Source organism: Calidithermus timidus DSM 17022, from assembly GCF_000373205.1.
Classification (GTDB): Bacteria; Deinococcota; Deinococci; order Deinococcales; family Thermaceae; genus Calidithermus; species Calidithermus timidus.
Genome location: NZ_KB890687.1, coordinates 439,324 through 461,801, shown reverse-complemented (window position 1 = coordinate 461,801; position 22,478 = coordinate 439,324). Strand labels below are relative to the sequence as shown.

19 protein-coding genes are annotated in these 22,478 nt (G+C 64.3%); 6 read left to right on the top strand and 13 right to left on the bottom strand.

What is annotated here, in order from left to right; all coding sequences use genetic code 11:
- Window positions 1-119: 119 nt before the first annotated feature.
- The 9 genes from B047_RS0102200 to B047_RS0102160 form a co-directional block, all read right to left on the bottom strand.
- On the bottom strand, window positions 120-1,544 hold the full coding sequence (locus B047_RS0102200) for a gamma-aminobutyraldehyde dehydrogenase (RefSeq protein WP_018465328.1): 1,425 nt from the start codon (window positions 1,542-1,544) through the stop codon (window positions 120-122).
- A 61-nt stretch (window positions 1,545-1,605) separates the two neighbouring features.
- Window positions 1,606-2,415, bottom strand: a complete 810-nt coding sequence (locus B047_RS0102195; protein ID WP_018465327.1) for an ABC transporter permease — start codon at window positions 2,413-2,415, stop codon at window positions 1,606-1,608.
- Window positions 2,416-2,468: 53 nt separating this feature from the next.
- Entirely contained in the window at window positions 2,469-3,401 is a 933-nt protein-coding gene (locus tag B047_RS0102190; RefSeq protein ID WP_018465326.1) for an ABC transporter permease, read from the bottom strand.
- The gene (locus B047_RS0102185) at window positions 3,398-4,390 is read right to left on the bottom strand and encodes an ABC transporter ATP-binding protein (RefSeq protein ID WP_018465325.1); all 993 of its coding nucleotides are present in this window, start codon (window positions 4,388-4,390) and stop codon (window positions 3,398-3,400) included. The genes B047_RS0102190 and B047_RS0102185 overlap by 4 nt, the downstream gene beginning before the upstream one ends.
- 67 nt (window positions 4,391-4,457) lie before the next feature.
- Window positions 4,458-5,633 carry an ABC transporter substrate-binding protein gene (locus B047_RS0102180; protein WP_026234502.1) on the bottom strand — a complete coding sequence of 392 codons (1,176 nt, stop codon included), beginning with the start codon at window positions 5,631-5,633 and terminating at the stop codon, window positions 4,458-4,460.
- 212 nt (window positions 5,634-5,845) lie between these two features.
- Window positions 5,846-6,763 (bottom strand): LysR family transcriptional regulator, encoded by a 918-nt coding sequence (locus B047_RS0102175; protein WP_018465323.1) that lies wholly within the window; start codon window positions 6,761-6,763, stop codon window positions 5,846-5,848.
- A gap of 105 nt (window positions 6,764-6,868) precedes the next feature.
- Window positions 6,869-8,158, bottom strand: a complete 1,290-nt coding sequence (locus B047_RS0102170; RefSeq protein WP_018465322.1) for a S41 family peptidase — start codon at window positions 8,156-8,158, stop codon at window positions 6,869-6,871.
- 10 nt (window positions 8,159-8,168) lie between these two features.
- Window positions 8,169-9,425: a S41 family peptidase gene (locus B047_RS0102165; protein ID WP_018465321.1), complete on the bottom strand. Its 1,257-nt coding sequence runs from the start codon at window positions 9,423-9,425 to the stop codon at window positions 8,169-8,171.
- A 97-nt stretch (window positions 9,426-9,522) separates the two neighbouring features.
- A complete protein-coding gene (locus tag B047_RS0102160; RefSeq protein ID WP_018465320.1) occupies window positions 9,523-10,728 on the bottom strand; it encodes a SpoIID/LytB domain-containing protein in 1,206 nt (401 codons plus the stop codon).
- A 122-nt stretch (window positions 10,729-10,850) separates the two neighbouring features.
- On the opposite strand from B047_RS0102160, the gene B047_RS0102155 reads away from it, so the two are divergent.
- A complete protein-coding gene (locus tag B047_RS0102155; RefSeq protein ID WP_018465319.1) occupies window positions 10,851-11,690 on the top strand; it encodes a hypothetical protein in 840 nt (279 codons plus the stop codon).
- A gap of 144 nt (window positions 11,691-11,834) precedes the next feature.
- Here B047_RS0102155 and B047_RS0102150 read toward each other — a convergent pair whose 3' ends face one another.
- From B047_RS0102150 to B047_RS17120, 4 genes are read right to left on the bottom strand one after another with little or no spacing between them, the layout of a single operon-like run.
- Window positions 11,835-12,125, bottom strand: a complete 291-nt coding sequence (locus tag B047_RS0102150) for a hypothetical protein (RefSeq protein WP_157205782.1) — start codon at window positions 12,123-12,125, stop codon at window positions 11,835-11,837.
- 22 nt (window positions 12,126-12,147) lie between these two features.
- On the bottom strand, window positions 12,148-12,438 hold the full coding sequence (locus B047_RS0102145; protein WP_018465317.1) for a hypothetical protein: 291 nt from the start codon (window positions 12,436-12,438) through the stop codon (window positions 12,148-12,150).
- Window positions 12,435-13,376, bottom strand: a complete 942-nt coding sequence (locus B047_RS0102140; RefSeq protein ID WP_157205781.1) for a hypothetical protein — start codon at window positions 13,374-13,376, stop codon at window positions 12,435-12,437. Before B047_RS0102140 ends, B047_RS0102145 begins: the two co-directional genes overlap by 4 nt.
- A 27-nt stretch (window positions 13,377-13,403) precedes the next feature.
- Window positions 13,404-14,342, bottom strand: coding sequence for a hypothetical protein (locus B047_RS17120; RefSeq protein ID WP_018465315.1), 939 nt, complete (start codon window positions 14,340-14,342; stop codon window positions 13,404-13,406).
- A gap of 179 nt (window positions 14,343-14,521) precedes the next feature.
- Between B047_RS17120 and B047_RS0102125 the strand changes: the two genes are divergently transcribed.
- The 5 genes from B047_RS0102125 (at window position 14,522) to B047_RS0102100 (ending at window position 22,186) form a co-directional block, all read left to right on the top strand.
- The gene (locus B047_RS0102125; protein WP_245533676.1) at window positions 14,522-14,962 is read left to right on the top strand and encodes a MarR family winged helix-turn-helix transcriptional regulator; all 441 of its coding nucleotides are present in this window, start codon (window positions 14,522-14,524) and stop codon (window positions 14,960-14,962) included.
- Window positions 14,959-16,314 carry a TolC family protein gene (locus B047_RS0102120; protein WP_018465312.1) on the top strand — a complete coding sequence of 452 codons (1,356 nt, stop codon included), beginning with the start codon at window positions 14,959-14,961 and terminating at the stop codon, window positions 16,312-16,314. Before B047_RS0102125 ends, B047_RS0102120 begins: the two co-directional genes overlap by 4 nt.
- Window positions 16,314-17,318: a TolC family protein gene (locus tag B047_RS0102115; protein WP_018465311.1), complete on the top strand. Its 1,005-nt coding sequence runs from the start codon at window positions 16,314-16,316 to the stop codon at window positions 17,316-17,318. The genes B047_RS0102120 and B047_RS0102115 overlap by 1 nt, the downstream gene beginning before the upstream one ends.
- Window positions 17,319-17,320: 2 nt before the next feature.
- Window positions 17,321-18,562, top strand: a complete 1,242-nt coding sequence (locus B047_RS0102110; protein ID WP_052605991.1) for an efflux RND transporter periplasmic adaptor subunit — start codon at window positions 17,321-17,323, stop codon at window positions 18,560-18,562.
- Window positions 18,563-18,685: 123 nt separating this feature from the next.
- Window positions 18,686-22,186: an efflux RND transporter permease subunit gene (locus tag B047_RS0102100; protein ID WP_018465308.1), complete on the top strand. Its 3,501-nt coding sequence runs from the start codon at window positions 18,686-18,688 to the stop codon at window positions 22,184-22,186.
- Window positions 22,187-22,478 lie beyond the last annotated feature (292 nt).

Sequence of the window (22,478 nt, the reverse complement as noted above, 5' to 3'; positions counted from 1 at the left end):
AGGAAGGGCGGGTCCTGCGCCCGCCCCACCCCGTCCCTCCCCGCCCGCGGGGAGGGGATATCCCCCGGCCCCCCTTGCTAGGAGGCACGACCCGCGCCGGGTGTTCGACCATCGTCAACTCAATGCTTCACCATCACGTGCCGCACCACGGTGTAGTCCTCGAGCGCGTACATGCTCATGTCCTTGCCGTAGCCCGAGTGCTTGAGGCCGCCGTGGGGCATCTCGTTGACCAGCATGAAGTGGGTGTTGATCCAGGTGCAGCCGTACTGCAGGCGGCTGGCGATGCGCATGGCCTTGCCCACGTCGCGGGTCCAGACCGAGGAAGCCAGGCCGTAGTCGGAGTCGTTGGCCCAGGCGATGGCCTGCTCGGTGTCGGTGAAGCGGGTGACGCTCACCACCGGCCCGAAGACCTCGCGCCGCACGATCTCGTCGTCTTGCTGGGCTCCGGCGATCACGGTGGGCTCGTAGAAGAAGCCCTTGCCCACGCCTGCTTTGCCTCCCGTGGTCACCTCGATGTGCTTTTGCATCCTGGCCCGCTCCACGAAGCTAGCCACGCGGGCGCGCTGGCGCTCGGTGATCAGCGGGCCCATCTCCACCCCGTCCTCGTTCTGGGCGCCCACCTTGATACGGCTCACCGCCTCGGAGAGCTCGGCCACGAAGCGGTCGTAGATGCCGGCCCCGGCGTAGACCCGGCAGGCGGCGGTGCAGTCCTGGCCCGCGTTGTAGTAGCCGAAGACCTTGATGCCCTGCACGGCGGCCTCGAGGTCGGCGTCGTCCATCACGATCACCGGGGCCTTGCCGCCGAGTTCCAGGTGGGTCCGCTTGAGGCTCTGGGAGGCGGCCTCGAGCACCCGCCTGCCCGTGGCCACGTCGCCGGTGAGCGAGATCATGCGCACCTGAGGCTGGTGGATGAGCGCCGAGCCCACCGTCTCGCCCACGCCGGTGATCACGTTGACCACGCCGGGCGGGAAGAGCTCGGCCAGCAGCTCGGCCAGCTTGAGCGTGGTGAGGGGGGTCTGCTCGGAGGGCTTGATCACGCTGGTGTTGCCCGCCGCCAGCACCGGCCCTAGCTTCCAGGCCGCCATCATCAGCGGGTAGTTCCACGGCGCGATGGAGGCCACCACCCCGATGGGGTCGCGCCGGATCATGCTGGTGTGCCCCGCCAGGTACTCCCCGGCCACCGCCCCCGTCATGGCCCGCGCCGCCCCCGCGAAGAAGCGGAAGCAGTCGGAGATGGCGGGGATTTCGTCGTTGAGTACGGCCAGGTAGGGCTTGCCGCAGTTGAGCGACTCCAGCCGGGCGAACTCCTCGGCCTTCTCCTCGATCCGATCGGCCAGCTTCAAGAGCAACAGCGAGCGGTCCTTGGGCGTGGTCTGCGACCAGGCGTCGAAGGCGGTCTCGGCGGCGGCCACGGCGGCCTTGATCTGCTCGAGCGAGGCTTCGGGTACACGGGTGAGGATCTCCCCGGTGGCGGGGTTGAGGATCTCGTAGGGGGCTCCCTCCCCCAAAACGAACTCGCCGTTGATGAGTTGCTTGATCTGCATCGATAAAGCTCCTTTCCGCTCAGCTAAGGGGTGTTGCCTACGAGTTGGCGCCTGGCGTTACTCAGCTCGTCTTCCCGCCCCCGTGCAGGTCGTCGGTGTCGCGGGTGAGCCACTGCGCGAGTACGATGGGCAGGAAGGTTATGAGCATTACGAACACTGCGACCACGTTGGTTACCGGGCGCTCGCGGGGCCGGAAAAGCTCGTTGAGGAACCAAATGGGCAGGGTCTTCTGGTCGGCGGCGGTGAAGGTGGTGACGATGACCTCGTCGAAGGAGAGGGCGAAGGAGAGCATGCCCCCGGCCAGCAGGGCGGTGGCGATGCTGGGCAACACCACGAAGCGCCAGGTGCTCAGCCAGTCGGCCCCCAGGTCCATGCTGGCCTCGAGCTGCGAGTGGCCGGTGCGGCGGAAGCGCGCCACCACGTTGTTGTAGACCGTGACCATGCAGAAAGTAGCGTGCCCGATGACGATGGTCCAGAAGGAGGGCTCAATGGCCAGCCGCTTGAAGGTCGTCAGCAGCGCGATGCCGGTGAGGATGCCGGGCAGGGCGATGGGCAGGATCAGCAAGGCCGTGACGAGGTCCTTGCCGCGGAACTCGAAGCGATATATGGCCGCCGCCACCATGGTGCCCAGCACCAGGGCGATGGCCGTGGCCATCCCGGCGACCTCGAGCGACAGCAGCAGCGCTCTCCACATGTCCTGCCGCTCGAAGGCCTCGCCGAACCATTTCAGCGTCAGCCCCGGCGGCGGGAATTGATAAGTGCGGTCTTCGGTGGTGAAGGCGTAGAGCACGATGACGAGGATGGGGAAGTGCAGGAACAGCATTCCCACGATGAAGGCGATGCGCAGGCTTAGGGAAGGCTTATTCGGCATAGCGACCTCCCGCCCGCATTGCCTTGGGCTCTTGGCATTCGCCATTCGGCCAGCTACAGCGCATTAAAAGCCCCCATTCGGCGCACGATCAGCAAGTAGATGGCGATGATCACCACCGGCACCACCGAGAAAGCGGCAGCCAGCGGCAAATTGCCCGCCGTGCCTTGTTGCACGTACACCATCTGCCCGATGAAAAAGCCGGGCTGCCCCACCACCTGCGGGATGATGTAGTCGCCCAGCGTCAGCGAGAAGGTGAAGATCGAGCCGGCGGCCACCCCCGGGATGCTCAGCGGCCAGACCACCTTCCAGAAGGTCTGGCGCGGCCTGGCGCCGAGGTCGGAGGAAGCCTGGATCAACGACCTGGGGACGCGCTCCAAGGCCGCGATGATGGGCAAGATCATGTAGGGCAGCCAGATATAGGTGAACACCAAGAACATGCCCAGGTAGCTGTTGGAGAGGCTGGTTCCCCCGATCACCGGCAGGCTCAGAACGCCTTGCAGCAGCCAGCCCAGCCCCAGGGCGTTGAAAAACCAGCTCACCACACCTTCGCCCGCCAGGATCAAGCGCCAGGCGTAGACCTTGATCAGGTAACTCGACCACAGGGGCAGCAGCACCATCAGATACCAGAAGGCCCTGGCGCTGCCCCGCGTGTAAAAGGCGATGTAGTAGGCGATGGGGAAGGCGATGACGGCGCAGGCCAGGGTCACAGCCAGGGCCATGAGCGTGGTGCGAAGGACGATGTCGACGTTGGCCGCAGAGGAAAAAAGCTGCTTGAAGGCTGAGAGCGAGAAGCGGTACTCGACCTGCCCGGTGAAGTCGTTGAGCGAGTAGAAGCTGTAGAGCATCAGGTTGAACAGCGAGCCCAGGTAGAGGATGCCCATCCACAGCAGCGGGGGAAGCAGCAAGAGCAGCAGCAGGAAGCGCGGGCGGAGATAGAGCAAATCGGAGACCCGCCGGCGCAGGCTTCTGGGAGCGGCCAGGCTCACCGGGATACCTCCAGCTCGCGCAGTGCGGAAGGGTCCCAGCTCAGGGTCACGGGGCTGCCGATGGGCAAGTCGGCCTCGTCGGAGGGGGTGATGGCGGTGAGGCGTTGCTCTCCCACGCGTACCTCGTAGCGGGTCTGCGAACCGAGGTAATGCACGTCGAGGAGTTGGCCTGCCAGGCAGCCCGGCCCGCCGTGGTGCCCGGCCTGCACGCGGATACGCTCGGGACGCAGGGCGTATTTGCCTTTGAGCCCGATGACGGAGCCCTCGAGCACGTTGGCGCTGCCCACGAAGCGGGCCACAAACTCGGTGCGGGGGTATTCGTAGAGCCGCTTGGGGGGGTCGAGTTGCTCGATACGTCCTTGGTTGAACACCGCCACCCGGTCGCTCATGGAAAGGGCCTCGCTCTGGTCGTGGGTGACGTAGACGAAGGTGATACCCAGGCTGCGCTGGAGAGCCTTGAGCTCGATCTGCATCTCCTCGCGCAGCTTGAGGTCGAGGGCGCCTAAGGGCTCGTCGAGCAGCAAGAGCCTGGGCTTGTTGATCAACGCCCTTGCCAAAGCCACCCGCTGACGCTGCCCCCCCGAGAGCTGGCCAAGGCGGCGGTCCCCGAAGCCCGAGAGCTTGACCTGCTCGAGCATCTCCTCGGCCCGCCGGTAACGCTCGGCCCGGCTCACCCCGCGCACCATCAGCGCGTAGGCGACGTTGTCGCGCACGTTCATGTGCGGGAATAGGGCGTAGTCCTGGAACACCGTGTTCACGTCGCGGGCATAAGGTGGCAGCCTAGAGGCGTCCTGCCCAAAGAGCCGGATTTGCCCGGCAGTGGGCTGCTCGAAGCCCCCGATCAGCCGCAGGCAGGTGGTCTTGCCCGAGCCCGAAGGGCCCAGCATGGAGAAGAACTCCCCCGCGCGGATCTCGAGGTTCACCCCGTCCACCGCCCGCACCGAGCCAAAGTGGCAGGAAAGGTTGACCAGCTCGACGGCATTGGACATAGCAATGTCGATGGTCGATGGTCGATCGCCGGTGACTAGAGGTGGGCAATCGGCCATCGACATAGGGTTATCTGCCCCCTTGAATGGCGATGTAGTCGCTCACCCAGCGGCTATAGGGCACGCACTGGTTGTTTTGGGTCTTGCACTCCTTGGTGGGGGTGCGCCAGAACCAGATGTTGTCGAAGTCGAAGTAGCCCTGTTTCTGGCAGCCGTCGGCAGCCAGGAGCGAGCCGCTCACGGTGCAGCCTTTGGGCACGACGGGATTGGAGCCAAACCAGCCGGCGATATCGGCTTGCACCTTGGGCGTGAGTTGCCAGTCGAGCCACTTGTAGGCGCAGTTGGGATTTTTGGCTTTGGCGGCGAGCATGGTGGTGTCGGCCCAGCCGGTGGCTCCTTCCTTGGGCACCACCCAGTCGATGGGCTGGTTGTTGGCCTTGAGGGTATTGACCTGGAAGATCCAGGTGGTCGAGGCCACCACGCCCTCGTTGGTGAAGTCTTGCACCTGGGCGTTGGCGTCGCTCCAGTAGCGCTGCAGGATGGCCCGCTGCTGGCGCAGCAGCTTGAGCACTTCCTGGTATTGCCGCTCGTTGAGTTCGTAGGGGTCCTTGATGCCCAGCTCGGGGCGGTTTTTCATCAAGAACAGCGCGGCATCGGCCACGTAGATGGGGCCATAGTAGGCCTGCACGCGGCCTTTATTGCTCTTGCCATCGGGCAGGATCATCTCCTTGAAGACGATGGCCCAGGTGGTGGGGGGCTTGGGGAAGACCTTGGTGTTGTAGGCCAGCACGTTGACGCCAAACTGGTAGGGCACCCCATAGCGCACGCCATTGACCGTGTACCAGGGGGCATCCACCAAGCGCTTGTCCAGGCTGGCCGTGTTGGGGATGAGCTTCCAGTTGACCGGGGCGACCACGTTGCCCGAGATCAGGCGCTGGGTGGCGTCGCCCGAGGCGGTCACCAGGTCGTAGCCGCCCTGGTTCATCAGGCGCACCGCCTCGTCGGAGGAGCCGAAGACCTTGACGTTCACCTGGCAACCCGTGGCCTGCTCGAAGGGGGTTACCCAATCGGCGCTCTTGTCGGTGGAGCCGTCCTCGACGTAGCCTGGCCAGGCCAGGATGTTGAGCTGTCCCTCGAGCTTACCGATGGACTGCTGCGCCCGGCTGGCGGGAATCTGGGCTAAAACCAGGCTGCTCACCATCAAAGAAATCGCGCCCAATGCCCACAACCACGCTCTTCTTCTCATGTCTGCCTCCTGTGTCATGAGCGACAGCACGACGCCTCGAGGGTGCCCGATGCGTCAGGGTTGTCGTGCTGCCGGGTAGCATACGCAGGAGACCGACAGAGAAACAAGAAAGCCGGGGATATGGCAGTTATCGGGGGAAGCGATGGGTGCTATGAGTCGAGGGCCAAGGCGCCTCGCCTACAACACCGTATGCAGGAACACGACCCGCCCCCTCACGCCAACTCTTCCGTGTACTGGTGCAGCCTCGAGTGCTCCCCCACGATCACCAAAAATTGCCGGGCGGTCTCGGAGAGCTCGCTGCCCTTGCGCCAGACCACGCCGATCTCGAGGCGGGGTAGCTCGCCGATGATGGGGCGCGACTCCAGTCGGTCGCCCTCGAGCGACCAGGGGCGGTACATCAGGTGGGGCAACACCGCCACCCCGATGCCCACCGCCACCAGGCTGCGCATGGCCTCGATGGACTCGGTGCGCACGGTGATCTTGGGGTATCCGGCCAGCCGATGGACCTGCTGGGTTACTTCGTCGAGCTCGTCGTTCTTGAGCACCAGCAAGCGCTCGCTCTGGAGCTCCTCGAGGGCGATGGCCTCCCGCTTGAGCAGGGGGTGATTGGAGGGCAGCCAGACCCGCCAGGGCGCACGCAGCAGGGTGTGGGTCTCCAGGGCCTGCTTGTCCGTGCTCGAGACGTTCATGATCGCCACGTCGAGCTCGCCATTGATGAGCAGATGTTCGATGTAACCCCGCCGGTCCTCCACCAGCGAGACTTCCACCCCCGGAAAAACCCGCTCGAAGCGGTCGAGCAGGTAGGGCAGGTAATAGGCGGTGACCAGGCTGCTCACCCCCAGGTTGAGCCGCCCGCTCATGGTGTCGGGGCGCTCGCGGATGGCCTGCTCGGCGTTGCGCAAAGCGGCCAGCACCTCGTGGGCGTGGCGCAAAAACTGATGCCCCGCGTGGGTGAGCACCATGCCCCGGGCGTGCCGGTGGAAGAGCTGGGTCCCCAGGCTCTCCTCGAGCTTCTTGATGGCCTCGGTGACCACCGACTGGGCCACGTCGAGGGAGGTCAGGGCGCGGGAGATCGAACCCGCCTCGGCCACGGCGATGAAGTAGACCAGTTGCTTGAGCGAGATCTGCATGGCGGGAATCGGTTTTACCGATACCCAGTATACAGTGGGGATCGAAGGCCGCGTCGTAGGCAAGACGCTTTGGCTTTCGACCCTCCAGCACGGCTTCCCGCTTCTTTACGGCTGCTTGACGCCCAGCGCCTCGAGCGCGCGCTCGAAAGGCAGGTCGCGGCCCTGCTCGGCCAGGACCTTGAGGTCGTCGTTCACGCTGATGTCGGGGCGCACCACCTCGGGATAGCTGTCGCCGTTCTCGAGGAAGGCCCGATTTTGCGAGATGTTGAGGCCGCCGCCGTTGATGAGGCGGTAGGTGCGGGTGGTGGTGTTGCCCACCCCGGCGCTGGGCTCTCCGATGACCACCCCTACCCGGTTCAGCTTCAAGGCCGAGGCCAGGTACTCCGCGGCCGAGGCGCTGCGCGAGTTGACCAGGATCGCCAGCGGCCCCTTCCACATAGCCGGGCGCTCGAGGGGTAGGGAGAACAGCACCGTGCCCTTGTCGTCGCTGACGGTAGCTTTGCCCTCACGGACACTCATGACGGTGCGCTCTTGGTTGTAGCGGTCGGTGAAGAGCACGTAGGGATTGGGGATAAAGGCAGCCATGGCGATCAGGGCGTCGAGGGCACTGCCCCCGCTGTTATTGCGCAGCTCGAGGATCATCCCCCTGGCTCCGGCTTCCTGGGCCTGGCGCACGAGCTCGTGGACTCTGGGCCCTACGCGGTTGTTGGCCAGGAAGTCGGGGATCTTGAGCACGGCGATACCATCGGGGCGCAATTTGAGCGAGGGCAGACGGGCGAGGTTGATCTCGCGCCCCGTGAGGGTGACCTCGAGCCGCTCCCGCTTGGGCCCGCGCAGCAGGGTCAACCTGAAGGGCTGACCGCTCTGCACCGTGGCGCTGAGGGTGCGCTGCACCTCCTCGGGGCTGCCAAACTCGCTGAAAGGCCGGTCGTTGAGGGCGATCAGACGGTCGCCATAGAGGATTCCGGCCTCCTCGGCGGGACTTCCTTCGACCACGTCGGTGACGAGCTGGTCGCGGGAACCCTCGATGGGCTGGTAGGCGATGCCGATGCGCAGGCCACGCGAGGGCGCGTTGCCGCTGCGCTGTTGGCGGGCGGTGTCCAGGGCTTCGGGCCCCTGATAGTAGGTGTGGCCATCGCCCAGCTCCCGGATCATCTGTTGGATCACGGGCACGGCTTTGTCGTAGGGACAGGTCTGTGGTTCTTGCGCGCAGGCGCTGTCGAGGCTGGCCTGGTACTTCACCGTCAGCGCCTTGAGGTCGAGGGTGGAGGGGCCAAAATAGTAGAACTCGAGGTAAAAGCTGGCCTGGTCGAAGAGGTCCTGGGCCGGGGAAGCCCAAGACAAGGTGCCCAGCACCAAGACCAGAGCGGCGATCCATCGCTTCAGATGCTGCATAGTTCCCCCGTCACTGAACGCCCAGTACCTCGCGGGCTTTTTCCAACACCACATCGCGACCCTGCGCCAGGGCTTCTAGGTCGTCGCTTACTGCCACATCAGGGGTGAGCTTGAGGGGGAAGGGCGTGCCGTCGAGGTTTTTCATGCGGATGCTCGAGACCACCAGGAACTCCCCGTTGATCAGCGCATTGTCGGCGCTGCCCGAAACCCCCAGGGCTCCGGCGCTTTGCTCGCCCACTACCTTGGCCCGGCCCGCCGCTTGCAGGAAGTAGGCCAGCATCTCGGCACTGTTGAAGGTGTTGCGGTTGACCAGCACCACCAATGGCAGCGAGCTCTGCACCGGGTTCGACAGCTCTCGCACGAGCGAGCGCTCGCTCTGACCCTCATCCTGCACATAGACCTTACCCTCCTCGACGCTGAAGGTTTCATCGAGGTTTTTGAAGCGCCAGGCATAGGTGAAGCCCACTTTGGGGATGAAGGCGTTGGCCGCTAGCATAGCCTCGTCGTCGATGCCAGTGAGGCTGTCGCGCAGGTCCAGGATGATCCCCTTGGCTCCGCTCTGCTCGGCCTGGCGCACGAGCTGGTGTACCCGCTCGGCCACGCTGAAGCGCTCGGAGTAGTAGAGGTGGTAGACCCTCAGGTAAGCTACGCCGCCTTGCACTTCGAGCCGCGGCTGCAGGCTCTCCCGGCTGACGCTGCCGCGCACCTCCACCTGCCGAGTTTGCCCACGACGGGTATAAGCGAGGGTGAAAGGCCGCTGGCTGCGCTCGGCGGCGCGCAGGGCTTGAAGGGTGGCCGGCTGCCCCTCAACCTGGGTGATCACGTCGCCGCGCCTAAGGCCCGCGCGGTAGGCGGCCTCACCGGGGAAAGACTCCACCACCACCAACCCACCCGCACCAGGACGCGCCCACACCCCGATCCAGGGGGCCACCGGCCCCAGCCCCGCGCCCAGTCGGCTGGCCTCCTGCTCTTCCTCGGCGCTGAGCAAGGCGGTGAAGGGGTCGCCTAAGTCTTCGATAATGCGCGCGATAACCGCCCTGGCCTGCTCGTAGCCGCACTGCTCCCCCAGTCCCCGACAAGCCTGCTCGAGTTGGCCCTGGTAGCGCTGGCGCAACTCGCGAAAATTGGGCACTTTGGCCGGGCCATTGTAGTAGAAACCGATGAAGAACGTAGCCTGATCGAAGAGGCTCTGGGCGGGCGACGCCATCGCAGCACTCAGTCCCACCACCCCCAACAGGCCACCGAGCAAGAATTTGCGCGACGACATATCCCAACTATATGCAGCCACTTCACATTTGAAGGATGTGGATGGGCGTGGGCGTATGGCTTGCCACCGTCCATCGCCGCCCGAAGCCCCTCGAGCCCTACTGCACCGATCCCAGGGGGCTCGAGAGCAGCGATTCGAAGGGCGCGGTCGATTGGATGCCCTGGGTGGGGAGGTAGCCGGCGGCCAGCAAGCGTTCACGCAGGCCTTCGACCACCTCGAAGCTGCTGAGGAAGGTGCCGGGGTAGTAGTAGCCCAGGATCTGCTTGAAGTTCCAGCCTTGGAGGGCGAAGCCCCTGGCTCCCCACTGGCTCATGCCAACCCCATGCCCCACGCCAAAACCCGTTACATCCCAGCCGCTGAGGGTGATGCGGGTCGAGGGCAGCCCCAGCCCGCGCAGGAAGCGGGTGGCCTGGGGGCCTGCGAGGTCGGTGCTCTTGAGGTTGCCGCGCACCCGCAGCCGGGCTACCCGCCCGGACTCGGTGTACTGCACGATCTCGAGACCCTGCACCTCCCCCACCAGCACCCCCTGGGCGAGCAGCTGACGTGCCACCGCCTGGGGCGAGAGGGTAAGGCCCCAGACGCCCTTGGGGCTTTGCGAGTAGGGGTCGGGACGGGCGATGAGGTAGGGCACGCTGCCTCCCCAGACCTCCGCGGAGGCGGCGGTATATCCGCCTGAATCGGCGTGGTAGACGGCAGTGATGGGTTGCTGAGCGTAGCTCACGATGAGCCCGCGGGTGGCCTGCACCGCCGCGCTGTGCTCGGGGGTCTCGGCGCGGTAGCCCAGGTAGACCTGGCAACGCTCGTCGTCGCAGATGTCGTAGAGGGCTTTGGGGTTGAGGCGATAGAGCGCGAAGGTGCGGGCCAGAATGGCCTGCGCCCGCAACACCTCGGGAGGGAAGGAGCGGGGCACCTCACCGGGCACCACGCCCATGAGATAGTCCTCGAGCCACACCCGGTTGATCAGCAGCAGCGTGCCGTTTTGGGCGATGGCCTGCAGGCTGCCCCGGTAGGGCCGGCCTTCGAAGACGAATAGCCCATCGGTGGCCTGAAACTCGACCCACGGGCCGCTGGCCTGTCCTCCGACAAGCACCTCGTTGCCCGAGGCGCTAAGCTTCAGCGTGGCGGCGGGGAGGTTTTGCTCGCCGTAGCTGCTGAGCCGCAGGTGGGCTCCCAGGCTCAAGCTGGCCTCGCTGGCCTCGGCCAGCAACACCCGCAGGACCAGATCCTGAACAGGCGCCTGCGCCAGGGCCAGGCCCAGCGTGAGCCCCAACAGGACCAGTAGGCGCAGCGACAACGGGTGCATAACCGCAAACCCAGTATACGAAGCCCAGCGGCCACCTCCTGGGTCATGGCAGCTGCATTAAGGGAGGCTTATGGGCCTCGCCGCCCTTGCCCATAGCCCCGTGGCCCGATTAGGATTCTGGAGTGCGTATCGGCCTTCTGGACACCTGGCTCGCTGGGCGTTACCTGCCCTTCTGGGAGCCTTACCTCGAGGGGCTGGGCCTCGAGCTGGTGCGGCCTGAGCCGGTCGAGCCCAGCCTGCCCATCTTTCTTCCGGCCAGCTTGGTTGCCGCACAGGCGAGCAATCTCAAGGCCCAAGGCGTGGACTACCTGCTCATCCCCGATGCTCAGGGTGACATCCAGAGCGAGCGCGGCGGAGCCCAGAACCCCTGGATCTTCGACCTGGGTGCCTCCCTGGCCCGCTACCTACCCGGCCTACCCCCCATGCTGCGCGTTCCCGCCTATCTCTCGCCCGACCTGGTGGGCTTCGCCGCCGAGGTGGGGCAGACCTTGACCAAAAACCCCATGCTCACGCGCAGGGTACTCGACAAGACCCAGTACCTCCTGCAGCACACCCCTCCCCTGCCCAAAAACCCCAGCAGCAACCGCTCGGTGGGTATCGCCACCCTGCCCATGGTGCAGGAGGACCCCCGCCTGCAAGGCGGCTTGGTGCAAGCCTTGCAAAAGGCGGGCCTGAGCCCCTTCTGGCCCGACATTCCCTCCAGCAGGCTGCGTGAGGAGGGCAGGCGGGTGGAGATCCCCCTCGACCTGCCCACCGACCTCGAGTTCGCCGGAGCCAGCCGCTACCTTTCCCGCCTGGGCAAGGTCAGGGCCCTGATCTACCTGATGGTGCCCGGCTCCGACCCCATCCCCAACCTGGCCCGCAAGTTGGCGCGGCGCGTCCAAAAGCCTTACCACATCCTCAACGTGGGCGAGGACTGGAGCGAGGCGCTAGCGAAACTGGCGCAGCAGGTGGGAGTGTAGGCAAAGTGACGTCCTCCCCTGAATGAATTAAGGGGGATTACAGCCCCCTCGCGCTCCCCCGAATTTCTAAATAGACTAAGGGCGACTTCCGGGCCGCCCCACAGGGGTCGAGGGGTCTACACGCCGCCGTAGTTTGATAGCTACCTACTGATCAGCATCCAGCACCACCAGCGCGTTGCCGGAGCGACACACGGCATAGTTGGTGTCGGGGATGCTGAGCAGGGGGTTGCCCCGAGGGCATAACGCCAGCAGCACCGGCGTCACCGGGTTGGCCAGAGCCTCGGTGGATTCCACCAGGGAGCCGCAGCAGGGGCATTCCACAGTGGTATTGGGTGGGGTGTTGGGGTCAGCGGCCACATCAGCAACCGACCCGGCCCGCGCGGCCAGCAGCAGCAACTCGGCCAGTTTCATGGCTACGGATTGATTTTCGTCCATGGTTCTTCCCCGCATCAGCGGACTACCACTCAATACCCCGCCTATCGAGTTCGGCCTTGAGATAGGCCCGCGCCTTATGGGGGTCGCCCCAACCCCACCCCGGCAGGCGGTCTTCGACCCTGACCTTACCGGCGTGGACGTCCAGCATCCAGGCCAGCACGCTCAGGTGCTCGGGAACACCGGGGAGGTAGCTCTGAGCAGCTTCCAGCCAGGCCCGGGGGAAGTAGCGGCTGGTGACGATCTGCCCATCCTCGACGCCGATGGAGTTTTGGTTGGTGCGGCTAGGTAGGTAGAGAACAAGGGTTAGCTTCATGGCCCCAGTCTAGCTAAGCCTAACCCGGCCAAAACTTCCCGCATCGCCCGGCGGTTGGCCTGTCCGGCCTCGATGAGGGCGGGGCCAAGGGGCTCCCCCCAGGGGACCAGCCCATCCAGGTTGTCCAACCCACCAGCCCAACCGTACAGGCGCTCAGGGTCGCTCTCGGCCAGGGTGTGGTAGGGCTCCAAATAGCGCCGAAAAGCGGTGGGGGTTAGCTTGCCCCGCATCGCCTCGATGGCTTCCTGGAAGTGCCGCTTGCGTGCGGCGTGCCAGCTTTCATCGTCGGGGCCGTAGAACAGGTTGGCATTCTCGCTCAGGGAAAAGTCGAAGTCCCAGCGCTGGCCGTACTGGTCAATGCCCCAGTTGCCCCCCTTGCGGTCTATGTCGCCTAGCAGCTTGCCCAGCCCCACCTGTTGCCAGTAGTTGGGGATGTCCTCGGGGCCGTCGGGGCCGAACTTCAGGGGGTTGCGGTCGTTGAAGCCCACGCGGGGGTGGTGCTCCAGATGGTCTACTAGCAGCGAGCCCGCCCATAGATCGCTCCCCTTGGCCACCGCAATAGCCGGGGGCACCTTGAGGCCCAGGCTACGACCTACCAGGCTGGCCACAATCTCGTTCATCACCGCCCCCTCGTTGGAGGGCTTGAGCACCCACCGCTCATCCCCCAGCCGCCCCACCGTCACCGGCCCGTTGCGGCCCATGCCGCCGGGCTCAAGCTCGCCAAATTCCTCGAAGCGCCGTCGCTCGGGGAGCCGAGTTGACCAGTCAGGGGGTAGCACCGAGCCCTTGCCTGTGGGAGGGCGGGGGCTCGGGGTGTCCGTATCGGTACGCTGCCAGCGCCGCTTGCGGGGGTCGGTTTTAGAGGGCAGGAGACGGTAGCCCTCCTGCCCTTTGAGTATCTTCCTGGCGAACGCGATCACGCGCTCTCGTTTAGGCATCCAGCCCTCCTTAGTCGTCCCGGCGGCCTACCTCCACCACCGCATGGCCGGGTTGTCCACCTCGATGTCCCCCCGGGCCAGGGCCACCAGGCGCTCCAGGGGCCAGCCTTCCTCCGCGCTTGCCTCAAGCACCCCGGCAATACTCTTTTCGGGAGGCATCTGGAAGCCGGGGATGTCCTTCACCGGGCGGATGGTAGCGATGAGCCGCCTTAGCTCACCGTTCATCGCTCTCAGGTCGGTCGGCCCTTCATCTCCCCGGTGCTCACTGTAGCCCCACTCCCCGCTACCATTGACCCACAGCACCCGCAAGGGGCCGGAGGGAAGGTTGGCGTAGGGGCCACGGGCAAAGGGGGAGGGCATCACTTCCGAGGCGTAGACCGCCACCCAGCCGCCCGCCTTGAAGGGCACCCGGTAGGCGGGGTCTCTGTAGATGCCGTTATCGCCATAGGCGATGCCGAAGGCCGTATCAAAGTCGTTGACGGCAAAAATAGCGCCATCCGCCAAACAAGCGTTGGCGAGCAGGGGGTCGTACAAAAGCGGGAACGGCGTGAAGGGTTTGGAATCAAAGGCGTTTTCCATACCCTTTATTGTAGACGCAAAGCTCCTGGCCGCTCTTTTCCCGGTCAGGTAAACGTCATCCTCGGGTACGCTGGAGTAATCAATCCACTGAGCGATGTCGGGGTCTACCAGGATGCGGGGGCCGGGTTGGCTGGTGTCGTGGCTGATGTAGTGGATGCCGTTCTCGGTGGTGCTCAGGCGGCCCCAGCGCCAGCCCTCGCCCACCTCATAGTTGGTGCGGGCGTCTGGCTCATACCGGGCGATGGGGGTGATTTTCTCGCCCCGTTCCCACGCCGCGCGGTGCTCATCGGCCTCCTCACGTTGAACCTCCAACAAATTTCGCTGAGCCTTTTGGTATTCCTCGAACTCCGGCGTCTTGGGCTGTTGGTCGGCCTTTACATAGGGCATGACCGCGGGTCAGCTGGTTCATGCCCTCCAGCACCTCGGCGGCTTTAGCGTCCATCTGGACGTTTTTATCGGCCTCGCGGCGCTCGCGCTCCTCGGGATTGGCAGGGTCAGGCCCGGCTTTGAAGAATGTGGTGATCCGTTCAGTGTAGATTTGTTAGTCAACGTAATATTTCATGCGTATGAAATATCCTAGCGACGCCGTGCTAGAAACCCTCGAGCGGCTCAGCCTACAACTGGTGTGGCAGTTCCGACTCGACCTGCAACGGGCTTTTGAGCCCCTGGGTGTTTCGCCGATGCAGGCTTTTGCCCTGGTTTCGCTGCGGGAGGGAATTGATCAGCCCTCGAGCCTGGGGTTCGTGATGGACGTTTCGCCCTCCGGGGTTTCCCAGCTTTTAGCCGGACTCGAGGAGCGCGGCTGGGTGCGCCGCGAACTCGACCGCAAGGACCGGCGGCAAGTACGGGTGCTGCTTACCGAGGAAGGTTTGGGTTTTCTCGAGCGCTTGCGCAAAAGCTGGCGGGAAATCTCACGGGAACGCTACTCCCGACTCAACTCAAGGGAGATCGCGATGTTGTGTGAGAGCTATCAAAAATTGCTGGCACCTCGGGCGGTGGGAGAGTGAGGACCCCTAGCGCCGTACATCGTAGCTACCTCGTCGAAAAGCGTGGGGTAAAGAGCCTACAGCGTAGGGGTCTGTTTATTCTGGCTTTCGGCGTCCAGTTTTTAGCCCATAGCCTGGCGCAAAGCTTTTACGCCCCCCTGCAAAACCACCCTTTGCTCGTACAGGCCCGGCTAGGGCTCGAGGCCGCCCAAGCCCAACTGCGGGCCCAGGCCAGCTCGGTAAGCCTACAGGCCCAAGGAGGAAACGCCTGGCTTAACTTTCAAGACCCCATCCCCGCTACTCAGGTAGCGAGCGCTTCGGTAGGGGTAGTCTTCACCCCCTTCCCCTTTGGCGATACTGCCGACGCCATCACCCAGGCGCGGCTGGGGGTTGAGCAAGCCGCGTTGGGGCTGCGCCAGGCCCAGGCCAACCTCGAGGCCCAAGCCCTGGAAGCCGCCTACCGGGTGCGGCTGGCCCAGCTTGGCCTCGAGGCTGCCCAAAGCGGAGCCCGGCTGGCCCAGGCGAGCCTCGAGGCCGTGCGCCTACGCGCCCAGCGCGAGGCAGCTAGCCCGGCAGAAGTGCGCCAGGCCGAAGCCCAACTCCGTCAGGCGCAGCTACAAGCTGAGGACGCGGGGCGTAACCTCGAGCTGGCCCGGCGCAACCTCAGCGATCTGCTGGGAGCATCCGCCCTCGAGATGCTTTTTTCGCCGCACAGCGGGGAGACAATCCCCCCTATTCCTTCGCCTCCTCTGCCTGCTACTCCCCCCAGTGTCCGCCAAGCCGAGCTACAGCTGGTGCAAGCCCAGCTCAACTACGCCCGGGCTGAGCGGGGCATCTGGCCGGTGGCCCAGGCCAGTTACACCTACAACACTTCACCCCGCGACAGCTTCAGCCTGAGCCTTAACAGCCGCACCTTGCAACCCCAGCTCGGCTACAGCTACCAGAACCCCCCCACAACCTCAACCGGGCAGCCCAGGCCGGAAAGCCAGTTTCAGCTGGGGGTTTCGCTAAACCTCAGCCCGGCGATCTTCGAAGCGCTCGAGGCTGGGCGCAAACAAGTCGAAGCCGCACAAGCCGCCCTCGAAGCGGCCAAGCGCAGCGCTGCCTTACAAGAGGCTTCTTTGCAAGCGGCTTTGCAAAGCGCCGAAGCCCAAGTAAGCCTGGCGCAAGCCGCCCAGCAAGACGCCGAGCGAAGCCTGGCCGAATCCCGCGAGCGCGAACGGCTGGGCCTCTCGAGCCCACTCGCCACACTCCAGGCCGAACTGGGGCTGGCCCAGGCCCAGCTCGCGCTCGAGCAAGCCAAGCTCAACCGGCTCTCCCGCATTCTTGACCTGTACCGTTTCTATGCTCAACCCCTCAGTGAGGTGAAGTGATGCGCCCACCCAACGCCATACGCTCGCTTTCAGCTTTTGGCCTACTGCTTCTCGCCCCTGTTTTAGCCCAACAGCCCCCCCTCACGCTGTCGGTGGCCCTGAGCAAAGCCACCGCACAAGCCCCAGTACAAAGCGCCCAGGCCGAACTCTCCGATGCCCAGGCCAACCTCCAGCGCACCCTGGCCGATCCCTTGCTGACCCGCCCGGTACGGCTGCAAGCCGAGCAGCGCCTGGCCTTGGCGCAAGCCAACCTCAACCGAGCCAGAGCCCAGGCCGAAAGCAGTATTGTGCAGGCTTATACCCAAGTCCTCGAGGCCCTGCAGCAAGTAGCCCTGGCTAAAAAGTCCACCGAGCTGGCCCAGCGCAACCTCGAAGTAGCCCAAATCCGTCAGAGAAATGGCTCGGGTACCGCGCTCGACACCAAGAACGCCCAAGCCCGGCTGGAAGATGCCCAGCGCAACCAAGCCTTTGCGGAGCAAGGGCTGCTCAACGCCCGCAGCAACCTGCGCAGCTTGGTGGGGGAGTTCTCGGAGTTGGCTCCGCTTCCTGCGGCTTTACCCTTGCCCGAGCAGAGCTTGCTGCAAAGCCTGCTCGAGCAAACCCCTGACGTGGTACAGGCCCAGCAGCGCCTCGAGCTCGCCAAGCTGCAAGTCGAGCTGCTCGACCCCAGCTACGCAGCCAAAGCCGACATCGAAGCCGCCCAAGCCCGAGTCGCGCAAGCCGAGGCCGCAGCACGGGAGATCCGCCGGGGGCTCAGCCTTCAGTACGACAGCTTGTACGCCCAGGTGCGAAATGCCTTTCGCGCACTCGGGATCCAACAGGCTTTGTTGCAAAACGCCCAAGAACAATTGGCCGCCGATAAACGCCGGCTTGATTCGGGGTTGATTTCTCCGCTGGCTTATGCCCAATCCGAGCTGGCTGCCCTCCAAGCCGAGTTGGCGGCTTTGCAAGCCCAGGGTGCTTATCTGCGCGCGGTGTATGGGCTGTATGCGGGAGGGCGCTGATCATGCCAAATACCCAGTGCAAGACCCTAAACGCACGGCGTGGGTGGGTGCTGCTATTGGTGGTGGGCTTACTCCTTTCGGGCTGTAATAACCGCCGAAGCAGCGCGGAAACGACCCCGGCAACCCCTGCCGAAACCGCCCCTAGGGTTACCAAGGTCCGGGTGGTAGCGGCCAAGGAAGGGGTCTTACGCACCAGCCGAACCGCAGCCGCCACCCTAGCCCCGGTGCGCGAGAGCAACGTGGCCTCGAGCACCAATGGCAAAGTGCGGGCGGTGTTGGTCGAAGAGGGCAGCCGGGTCACGGCAGGTCAGACCGTGTTGCGCCTCGATGACGCAGCCGCCCGTAGCGCGGTACGCAACGCCGAGTTAGCGCTCGAGCAAGCCCAAATCAACCTCGAGCGGGCCCAGCGCTCTAATCAGGGCAGCCTGGCCTCACTGCAAGCCGCCCTCGACGCCGCAGAAGCCAACCTGCGGGTAGCTCAGCGCCGCTACACCGAGGGTCAGCAGCTTTTCCAGGCGGGAGCCTTGGCTCAGGTCGAACTCACCAGCCTAGAAGCGGCACTCAGCCAGGCCAAGTCTGCCGCTGACAACGCCCGCGAAGCCCTCGAGCGGGCCCGGCGGGCAGAGAGCGAGGACCTGGCGCTACTACGGGTACAGGTGCAGCAGGCCCAAACCCAGCTAGACCAAGCCCGGCGCAACCTGGCCGACACCGAGGTCAAAGCCCCCTTCGCCGGGGTGGTAGCGGAGATCTATGTCAACCCCGGGGAGTTCGTCGCAGCGGGCACCCGGGCCTTCCGGCTGGCCGATGTTCGCCGGCTCGAGGCCAAGTTCCGCATTCCCCCTTCCGAAGCCGCCAAGCTCGCGCCGGGAAGCGGGCTAAACCTCGACTACGGCGGCCAGACTTACTACGCTCGCCTTATCCGCACCAGCCAGGTCCCCGGCACCGATCGGCTGGTAGAAGCGGTAGCCACCCTTGCGGCCCCCCTGACCCCAGGGGCTGCGGCCAGCGTGCGTTACAACCTCGAGCTGGCCAAAGGGGTGATTGTGCCGAGCGGGGCTTTGCTGCCAGGGGAGAGGCCCGCGGTGATGATCGCGCAGAACGGCAAGGCCCAGGTAGTCGAGGTACAAATCCTCGGTGACAATGGCAGCCAAATGGCCCTGCGGGGCCTCCCGGCGGGGGCTGAGGTGGTGTTTCCGGTTCCCGCTAGCCTGCGCAGCGGAGACGCCCTCGAGGTCATCCGATGAACCCCCCCTCCAAGGGCAGCCCAAGGTTCACCGACTGGATGGGCCAGCAACAGCAGAGGGTAGACCTCGAGCTCGAGGCGGCAAGCCCGCTTTTGCCCTGCGGCATCCTTCAAAGGAGCCATCATGCGTGAGAGCCCATTGGTAAAGTTCTTCGTCGAACGCTTTGTCTTTTCCACGGCGGCGTTCTTGGCGCTGGTGCTATTCGGGTTGCTGGCCGCCAGGGGGTTGGGGGTGGACCTGCTGCCCAAGTTCGAGTTCCCGGTGGTGGCCATCAGCACCACCTACCCTGGAGCCGGCCCCGAGGAAATCGAGAGCCAGATCTCCAAGCCCATCGAGGAAGCCCTCTCGACCCTCTCGGGCATTGACCAGATCACCTCACAGTCAAGCGAGGGCTTCTCCTTGGTGATCGCGCAGTTCAAATACGGGGCCTCGGTAAACCAAGCCGCTACCGACGTCGCCCAGCGGATCGCGGCAGTACGCGGGCAGCTTCCCCGTGACGCGGAAGCCCCGGTAGTGCAGAAGTTTGACCCGGCCTCGCAACCTATTCTGAGCGTGGCGGTCTCGGCGGAAGGGAGCGAGCTCAGGAGCGTAGCAAACTGGGTAGAGAATCAGCTCAAACCTCAGCTACAGCTGGTGAGCGGGGTGGCTGACCTACAGGTAGAGGGCAACCCCAAACGTCAGATTCAGGTGCTGGTAAACCCCTGGAAGCTCGCCGACTACGGCCTATCGGCCAACCAGGTGGTAGCTGCGGTGCAGGCTTCTGCGCTAGCGGTACCGGCGGGCAGTCAGGACCAAGCCGGGCAACGGCTCTTGTACAGCCTGCGCAACCAACCCCAGACCCCCGCGGACGTGGCCCAGATCCTAGTAGATCCCAGCCGGGGGCTCAAAGTCTCCGACGTAGCCAGCGTACGCGATGCCCAAGCCGAGGCCACCCGCTATACTCGGCTCTCCGGCCAGCCGATCGTGCTGTTGAACGTCCGCAAGACCCCCGACGCCAATGCGGTAGCGGTAGCCCAGGGAATCAAGAAGGCCCTCGCCAACATCAGCCTCCCCTCCGGCTACCGGGTCAGCGTCACCAACGACAGCACCACTTTTATCGAGGCCACCGTCAACGACACCTGGAAGGAAGTCTTTCTGGTGGTAGGGGTGGTCTCGTTCATCGTGTTGATCTTTCTGGGCAAGCTCAACTCGGTGTTCTCGGTGGTGCTAGCGATCCCCATCACCATGGCGGGGGCCTTGCTCATCTTTGGACTTTTGGGCTTCACCTTCAACATCATCAGCCTGTTAGCCATCATCGTGGCAGTGGGTATCGTGGTGGACGACTCTATTGTGGTGGCGGAGAACATTGACCGCTACCGCAGCCAGAACTATAGCCTTCCCGATGCGGTGATGAAGGCCACCAGAGGGTTCTTGTCCCGCGAGGATGCCGCCGTTCTGACCGAACACATCGTTCGCTACCAAGCCCAGGGGTACTCACTACACGAAGCGGTGAGCAAAGGCAGCGGCGACCTTCTCTCTGCCGAGGATGTGAGAGTCGTTACCGAAGGCATCGAGGCTTACCTCAGCCAACCCTATAGCCTCAAGGACGCGGTGCTCAAAGGCAGCACCGAAGTACTCTCGGCGGTTTCGGCGGCGACCCTCTCGCTTTTGGCGGTATTTTTACCGATCAGCTTCCTGCCCGGTGCGGTGGGACAATTCTTCCGCGAGTTTGGACTAGTGCTGGCGGCGGCGATCTTCTTTAGCTGGCTCGAGGCCCTCTTCTTCCTCACGGTTCGCTTGGCCTATCTGCCCGACCCAGCCCCACCGTCCTGGCAGGCTGTCGTTCAGCGGGCTCGAGCCCTGGGAAAAGACCTAAGTTGGGCGATCCGGGCCGAGGTCTACCAAAACCCCCACCTCCCGCCTTCGGCCAAGCTGCTCAACGCCATCCTGACCCCTTTCCGGCTGGTGCTGGCCCCCTTGCGTTGGCTGGGGGCGGTGGCCGGCGGCATCCTGGGAGCCATCACCCTAAGCCTCCATACCGCCTCCGAGCACGCCTTCGACCGGCTGCGCAATGGCTACTCCCGTAGCCTGGCCTGGCTGTTGCCGCGAAGCCCGCTGGTACTCACAGCGGGGATCGTCTTCTTTCTCTCGATCGCCGTAGTGGCCCCGCAGATCCCCTTTAACTTCACCCCCAAGTGGGATGGTGGGATCATCAATATCCGGCTCAAGTTGCCTAAGGGAACTGCCCTTTCCCAAACCGACCAGCTGACCCGCCGCCTCGAGGACTACCTGCTGGCCCAGCCTTACGTCAAGGAGGTGTTGAGCGAAGTAGGGGCCTCGAGCAGCGCCATCGGCGGCAGCAACCCCGAGCGCTCCAGCCTGACCGTAAACCTGGTAGATAGGCATCAGCGTGAGAACATCTACGCCATTGTGCCCAAGCTCGACGCGGCATTGCAGCGCATCCTGGCCGACCGCCCTGAGGCCGAACTCAAGGTCAAGGCGTTAGAGGGCGGCCCGGTCGGCGATGACTTCCAGTTCACCCTCTCTGCCCCTACCCAAGCCCTCCTGGAAGAACGCACCAACCGAGCTTTGGAGATCCTCAAAGGCATCCCCGCCCTTACCAACGTCAGCAGCTCGTTGGCCGAGAAAACCACCGAGCGGGTACTGGTGCCCAACTCATCTGCCCTGGTGGGCACCGGCCTGACCCCTAGCGACTTAGCACAGGTGCTCAGGATTTACAACACGGGCGTGGAAGCCGGCAAACTCCGCACCGGGGGCGAAGAAACCCCTATCGTGGTCAAGGCCGATCCGGCGCTAGTCTCCAACCAAAACGCCTTGCAATCGTTGCCGGTGTTTTCTCCGGTATTGCGGCAATCCCTTCCGCTTTCCCTCTTGAGCAGCTTCGAAAGCCGCCAAAGCCCCGCTGCCCTGGCCCGCAACAACCAAGCCTTCTCCGCCGGGATCACCGCCAACTTGGCCCCTGGGGCCAGCGGGGGGGTGCTCCAGTACAGCCAACGAATCCGCCGCGAACTCGAGCGCCAGGGCGTACTCGAGGACGGAGTACGGCTCGAGAGCACCGGTGGCACCGCTTTCGCAGGTGACCTTTTTGAGGCTTTGCCTATCGCCTTCGGGCTTTCGGTGCTGCTCAACTACCTGGTGATCGCTAGCCAGTTCAACACCTTCCGTTACCCACTGTACCTGCTGCTACCGATCCCGCTGGCCTTGGTAGGCGCTTTCTGGTCCTTGTTCCTCTTCCGTAGCGGCCTCGATGTGGTGAGCGTGTTGGGGCTGGTACTGCTCAACGGTCTAGTTACCAAAAACGCCATCCTGCTCCTCGACTTCGCGGTACGCCAAGCCCAGGAAAGGCCTCTCTTCGATGCCTTGGTGGAGGCTGCCCGGCTGCGCCTACGCCCCATTCTGATGACCACCCTGACCGTGCTCATCATCTCGATCCCGCTGATCCTGAGCAGCGGAGAGGGCTCAGAGTTCCGCAAACCGTTGGGCATCATCATCTTGGGCGGGGTAACGACCTCGACCTTCCTAACTTTGTTTGTGGTCCCGGCAGCGTTTTATCTATTCGAACGGCGGCGCTACGCGAAATTGCAGCCAAAAGCCCCGCTTACCCCGATTCCGGCGGGAGATTGAACCGGCCCCAGGTACACGACAAAACTTGCGAGAAACCCGTAGGAGCTGATAAAGATAGGGACTGCCTCACCAGAGGTAGTCCCATGAATGATGGTAGTGATACCAGATTCGGTTAGTTCGTCACCGAATGGTGACGAACTAACCCGACCGAAGGGAGTGCTCTAGGATTCAAAAAGATAGCCCCTGGGTTTTTGGTTTTGAAGAGTATCTTTTTGAATCCGGTATGATACCAGATTCGGTCAGTTCGTTCCCGCATGGGAACGCCGCCCCCGCAGGGAGACGCCTTTTTCGC

Coding starts and splice junctions, on each gene's coding strand:
- B047_RS0102200 (WP_018465328.1), bottom strand. CDS start 1,544: ATGCAGATCAAGCAACTCATCAACGGCGAGTTCGTTTTGGGGGAGGGA.
- B047_RS0102195 (WP_018465327.1), bottom strand. CDS start 2,415: ATGCCGAATAAGCCTTCCCTAAGCCTGCGCATCGCCTTCATCGTGGGA.
- B047_RS0102185 (WP_018465325.1), bottom strand. CDS start 4,390: ATGTCCAATGCCGTCGAGCTGGTCAACCTTTCCTGCCACTTTGGCTCG.
- B047_RS0102180 (WP_026234502.1), bottom strand. CDS start 5,633: ATGAGAAGAAGAGCGTGGTTGTGGGCATTGGGCGCGATTTCTTTGATG.
- B047_RS0102175 (WP_018465323.1), bottom strand. CDS start 6,763: ATGCAGATCTCGCTCAAGCAACTGGTCTACTTCATCGCCGTGGCCGAG.
- B047_RS0102170 (WP_018465322.1), bottom strand. CDS start 8,158: ATGCAGCATCTGAAGCGATGGATCGCCGCTCTGGTCTTGGTGCTGGGC.
- B047_RS0102165 (WP_018465321.1), bottom strand. CDS start 9,425: ATGTCGTCGCGCAAATTCTTGCTCGGTGGCCTGTTGGGGGTGGTGGGA.
- B047_RS0102160 (WP_018465320.1), bottom strand. CDS start 10,728: ATGCACCCGTTGTCGCTGCGCCTACTGGTCCTGTTGGGGCTCACGCTG.
- B047_RS0102150 (WP_157205782.1), bottom strand. CDS start 12,125: ATGGACGAAAATCAATCCGTAGCCATGAAACTGGCCGAGTTGCTGCTG.
- B047_RS0102145 (WP_018465317.1), bottom strand. CDS start 12,438: ATGAAGCTAACCCTTGTTCTCTACCTACCTAGCCGCACCAACCAAAAC.
- B047_RS0102140 (WP_157205781.1), bottom strand. CDS start 13,376: ATGCCTAAACGAGAGCGCGTGATCGCGTTCGCCAGGAAGATACTCAAA.
- B047_RS17120 (WP_018465315.1), bottom strand. CDS start 14,342: ATGCCCTATGTAAAGGCCGACCAACAGCCCAAGACGCCGGAGTTCGAG.
- B047_RS0102125 (WP_245533676.1), top strand. CDS start 14,522: ATGAAATATCCTAGCGACGCCGTGCTAGAAACCCTCGAGCGGCTCAGC.
- B047_RS0102115 (WP_018465311.1), top strand. CDS start 16,314: ATGCGCCCACCCAACGCCATACGCTCGCTTTCAGCTTTTGGCCTACTG.
- B047_RS0102110 (WP_052605991.1), top strand. CDS start 17,321: ATGCCAAATACCCAGTGCAAGACCCTAAACGCACGGCGTGGGTGGGTG.
- B047_RS0102100 (WP_018465308.1), top strand. CDS start 18,686: ATGCGTGAGAGCCCATTGGTAAAGTTCTTCGTCGAACGCTTTGTCTTT.